At 73.0% G+C, this 2,751-nt stretch carries 1 protein-coding gene; it reads left to right on the top strand.

Features of this window, described 5'->3' with window-relative positions; translation table 11 throughout:
* Window positions 1–2,751 (top strand): type I polyketide synthase (locus tag ABT085_RS45420; protein ID WP_351622865.1); only part of this gene is annotated, 2,751 nt, incomplete at both ends.

The following is a 2,751-nucleotide window of genomic DNA, read 5'->3' as shown; positions in this document are numbered from 1 at the left end:
CACCGGTGGTACGGGTGCGCTGGGCGGGCACGTCGCCCGCTGGCTCGCCGGTGCCGGAGCGGAGCACCTGGTGCTCACGAGCCGCCGCGGCGCCGACGCGCCCGGCGCGACCGCGCTCAGGGCCGAACTGGAGGAGACGGGAGCGCGGGTCACCCTCGCCGGGTGCGATGTCGCCGACCGCGACGCGGTGACGGCACTGCTCGCCGAGCACACCTTCACCTCCGTCTTCCACGCCGCGGGCGTGGAACAGTTCGCCCCCTTCGACGAGTTGACGCCGGCCGACTTCGCCCGCACGGTGGCGGCCAAGGCCGGCGGCGCCGCGCACCTGGACGAACTCCTCGGCGACCGCGAGCTCGACGCCTTTGTGATGTTCTCCTCGATCGCCGGCGTATGGGGCAGCGGACTCCAGACCGCCTACGCGGCAGGCAACGCCTTCCTCGACGGGCTCGCCGCCCGGCGCAGGGCCCGGGGCCTGACCGCGACCGCGATCGCCTGGGGCCCGTGGGCCGACGGCGGCATGGTCACCGACGCCGACGAGGGGCACCTGCGCCGCCGCGGCGTCCTCACCCTGCCCGCCGCACTCGCCGTGACCGCGGTCCAGCGCGCCCTGGACTGCGACGACACCACGGTCGTCGTGGCCGACATCGACTGGCAACGGTTCATCGGACCGTTCACCCTCGGCCGCCCGAGCGCCCTGCTGTCCGAGCTGCCCGAGGTGCATCACGCCGGTACCACCGAACCGGCCGCCGCCACCGGAGTCGCGCCCCTGGCGGCCCGGCTCGCCGGCCTGCCGGAGGCCGAGCGCACGAAGACCCTGATCGACCTGGTCCGCGGGCACGTCGCGGCCGTTTTGGGCCACTCCTCGGCCGCGGAGGTCGAGCCCGACCGGGCGTTCAAGGACCTGGGCTTCGACTCCCTGACCGCCGTCGAACTGCGCAACAGGCTCAACGCCGAGACCGGGCTCGCACTGCCGCCCACGCTGGTCTTCGACCACCCCAACGCCACGGCGCTCGCCCGCTTCCTGCAGAGCGAGCTGCTCGGATCGAAGGCCGCGGTGGAGCAGGAGCGGCACGCGGCCGCCGACGACGAGCCCATCGCCATCGTGGCCATGAGTTGCCACCTGCCCGGCGGCGTCGACTCGCCCGAAGCGCTGTGGGACCTGGTGACGTCCGGCGGCGACGCCATCTCCGCGTTCCCGTCGAACCGCGGCTGGGACGTCGAGGCCCTTTACGACCCCGACCCCGATCGCCCCGGCAAGACGTACGCGCGCGACGGCGGCTTCCTCTACGACGCCACCGACTTCGACGCCGGCTTCTTCGGGATCTCGCCGCGCGAGGCCCTGGCGATGGACCCGCAGCAGCGACTGCTGCTGGAGACCTCCTGGGAGGCCTTCGAGCGGGCCGGGATCGCCCCCGCGCAGCTGCGCGGCAGCCGGACCGGCGTCTTCGTCGGCATGGCATACCAGGGCTACGGAGCCGAGGTGCGCCGTACGCCGGAAGGCGTTGAAGGACACCGGCTCGTCGGCGGCGCGTCCAGCGTCGTCTCCGGCCGGGTGGCCTACACCTTCGGACTCGAAGGGCCCGCCGTCACGATCGACACGGCCTGCTCGTCGTCCCTGGTCGCCCTACACCTGGCGATGCAGTCGCTGCGCAACGGTGAATGCACGATGGCGCTGGCCGGCGGCGTCACCGTCATGGCAAGTCCGAGCGTTTTCGTGGAGTTCAGCCGCCAGCGCGGTCTGTCTCCCGACGGCCGGTGCAAGGCGTTCGGCGCCGGCGCGGACGGCACGGGCTGGGCGGAGGGTGCGGGGGTGGTGCTGGTGGAGCGCCTCTCGGACGCCGTGCGCAACGGTCACGAGGTGCTGGCGGTGGTACGGGGCAGTGCCGTGAACCAGGACGGTGCGTCCAACGGGCTGACGGCGCCCAACGGCCCGGCGCAGCAGCGGGTAATCCGGCAGGCCCTGGCCTCCGCAGGGCTCGCTCCGGGCGATGTGGATGTCGTCGAGGCGCACGGTACGGGCACGACGCTGGGCGACCCGATCGAGGCGCAGGCCCTCCTTGCGACCTACGGACAAGACCGTGAACGGCCGCTTCTGCTCGGCTCGTTGAAGTCCAACATCGGCCACACACAGGCCGCCGCGGGTGTCGCCGGCGTGATCAAGATGGTCATGGCGATGCGCCACGGCGTGCTGCCGCAGACCTTGCACGTGGACGAGCCGACGCCGCACGTGGACTGGTCGGCCGGTGACGTCCGGCTGCTGACGGAGGCCGTCGACTGGCCCGAGTCGGACCGCCCGCGCCGGGCCGCGGTCTCGTCCTTCGGAGTCAGCGGCACCAACGCCCACACCATCATCGAACAGGCCCCCGCCAGGCCGGAGCTGCCTCCCACGCCCGACTCCGGCGCGCTCGTGCCGTGGGTGCTGTCGGGCAAGGGCGAGCGGGCGCTGCGTGCCCAGGCGGCCCGGCTGACCGGCCACCTGGACGCGAACGACTGCTGGACGGCTTCCGACATCGGCCTCTCCCTTGCCTCCCGCGAGACGTTCGAGGACCGCGCGGTGCTCCTGGCAGAGGGCTCGGACAAGCTCCGGCAAGCCCTCACCGCCCTCGCAGCCGGCCGGCAGGCGGCGAACGTGACACTGGGACGCGCCCGCCCCGAAGGCAAGGTCGGCTTCCTGTTCTCGGGTCAGGGTTCGCAGCGGGTCGGTATGGGGCGTGAGTTGTACGGGGCGTTCCCTGTTTTCGCCGATGCGTA

The sequence above is a fragment of the Streptomyces sp. NPDC002265 genome (assembly GCF_040296125.1).
In the GTDB taxonomy this organism is placed as follows: domain Bacteria; phylum Actinomycetota; class Actinomycetes; order Streptomycetales; family Streptomycetaceae; genus Streptomyces.
This window is presented reverse-complemented; position numbering and strand designations above follow the sequence as displayed.